Source organism: Myxococcus sp. AB025B (assembly GCF_006518215.1).
GTDB lineage: Bacteria > Myxococcota > Myxococcia > Myxococcales > Myxococcaceae > Myxococcus > Myxococcus fulvus.
Genome location: NZ_SRLW01000565.1, coordinates 1 through 2394 on the forward strand (window position 1 = coordinate 1; position 2394 = coordinate 2394).

The window sequence follows — 2394 nt, forward strand, 5'->3', positions numbered from 1 at the left end:
CCCCCAAGCCGGACGAGGCCCGTCAGGCCCAGCTCATCGAGCAGCGCTACGCCGACGTGCAGGCCCGCAAGGATCACTTCTACGTCCTCGGCGTCCCCCAGGATGCCCCCAGGGATCAGGTGAAGGCCGCCTTCCTGAGCCTGGCCAAGGTCTTCCACCCCGACAGGCTGCCGCCGACGCTGCCGCACCTGGCGCAGAAGATAACGTCCGTCTTCGAGGCCATCCGCGAGGCCTACGAGGTCCTCTACGACGACGCCCGCCGCAAGGCCTACATCCAGACGCTCCAGGCCCAGCAGTCGCTGCCCAAGGCGCCGCCAGCGCCGGGCGGGGCCACCGGGTCCGCGCGCCCCGCACCGGGACGCCCGGAGAGCAGCCCCGATGACCTCTACAAGATGGGCGAGGTCTACTTCCGCAAGCGCGACTTCACCACCGCGTCGGAGCACTACGAGCGCGCCCACGCCCTGGAACCCAAGGCCACCTACCTGGCCGCGCGCGCCTGGGCCATCTACATGGACCCCGCCCGGAAGGCGGACATGCCCAAGGCCAAGCAGATGATGCTGGACGCGGTCAAGGCCGACCCGAACTGCGACCGCGCGCACTACCAGCTGGGCGTCATCGCCCGGGTCGAGGGCGACATGGACCGGGCCGAGCGCCACTTCCGCGAGGCGGTGCGCGCCAACTCCAAGCACCTGGAGGCCAACCAGGAGCTGCGGCTGATCGACATGCGCAAGAAGAACCCACCCAAGAAGGGCGGGTTCTTCCGCTGAAGCCGCGCTCGTAGCGCTTCACCCCGCGCCCGGGCGGCCGGGGGGCAGCCAGTCCCTCCGTCGTTCCAACCCATTGACATGCCTGGAAAGCGGGCAGGATGCTCCCCGCGCCGGGCTCTTCCGCGAATCGTCCTCCGTAGATGAAAGGCAAGTAACGTGGCCAAGCAGCACCTGCTCCTGGTGGATGGGGACGCGAAGAGTCTCCGCGTGATGGAGGTCAGCCTGAAGAAGGCGGGCTTCTCCGTGACGACGGCCATCCACGGCAAGGACGCCATCGAGAAGGTGCAGATCAGCCCACCGGACCTGGTGCTCGCGGACACCAAGATGCCGGAGATGGACGGCTTCGAGCTGTGCAAGGCGCTCAAGTCCGACGAGCGCTTCAAGTTCATCCCGTTCGTCTTCCTGACGAGTCAGAAGTCGGTCGAGTTCAAGGTGCGCGGCCTGGAGCTGGGCGGCGACGACTACCTGACCAAGCCGATCTACATCAAAGAGATCGTCACCCGCGTGAAGATGATCCTCCAGAAGGCGGAGAAGGAGAGGATCGAGAAGCGGGAGACGACGAAGGGTGGCTTCGGCGGCAGCCTCGCGGACATGGGCGTGGTGGACCTGGTCCAGACGTTCGAGATCGGCCGCAAGACGGGCGTCATCTCCATCCAGGGCGAGCGCACCGGCACCGTCTACTTCAAGGAAGGCCGCGTCATCGACGCGGAGCTGGGCCGGCTCAAGGGCGAGAACGCCTTCTACCGGCTGCTCAACACCTTCGAGGGCCAGTTCGACGTCCAGTTCACCTCGCTGGACCGCCCCGAGCGCATCGAGATCTCCACGCAGGGCCTGCTGATGGAGGGCATGCGTCGCCTCGATGAGTGGGGCCGCATGCTCGAGCAGCTGCCGCCGCTGGAGACGGTGTTCGAGATCGACTACCACCAGCTCGCCGACCGGCTCTCGGAGATTCCCGACGAGGTGAACGGCCTGTTGCGCTTGTTCGACGGCAAGCGCGCGCTGAGCCGCGTGGTGGAGGACTCGGACTTCGAGGACCTGGCCGCGCTGGGTATCATCAGCAAGCTGTACTTCGAGGGCCTCATCCGGGAGCTGGGCAACGCGCCGCTGGAGCCGGTGCAGAGCAGCAAGCCCGGCATCGAGCAGTGGCTCAACGCGGCCCCGCCGCCCACGCCCATCGAGCCCGCGCCGCCGGAGCCCGTCGCCCCTCCGCCGGAGCCGGCCGCGCGGGTGATGCCGCCCAGCGTGCTCGCGCCGCCCGCGGGCGTCGAGGAGGAGCCCGTCACGGCTCCGCCCGAGGAGCCCGAGCCCACGCCCGCCGCCCCCGCGCACGCGGTGCCCGCCAGTGTCGTCGTGTTCCCCGCGCGTCCCAAGCGCCCCCTGGGCATGGTGGACGAGACGGCGGACGCGGACGGTGAAGCGCCCACGCTGCCTCCGGCCGTCGCGGAGGGGTCGTCCTTCCTCGTGGAGCCGCCGCCGGCGCATCGCGCGACGGAGCACGCGCGCCGCAGCCTGCTGCTCGACTGGAACCGCGTGGACACCGAGGGCATCAGCGCGCCCACCACGTGGGGCCCGTCCTCCGTGTGGGCCTCGGGCCCGCGAGGCTTCGGAGGGCAGGGTGGCTCCGCGC

The 2394-nt window shown here is 69.5% G+C and carries 2 protein-coding genes; both read left to right on the plus strand.

Annotated elements, in window-relative coordinates:
- A partial coding sequence (locus FL311_RS42610; protein WP_153882730.1) for a DnaJ domain-containing protein occupies positions 1–767 on the plus strand: 767 nt, incomplete at its 5' end.
- Positions 768–923: 156 nt separating this feature from the next.
- Positions 924–2394, plus strand: a 1471-nt coding sequence (locus tag FL311_RS42615; RefSeq protein ID WP_141333333.1) for a DUF4388 domain-containing protein, incomplete at its 3' end; no start/stop codon positions are given.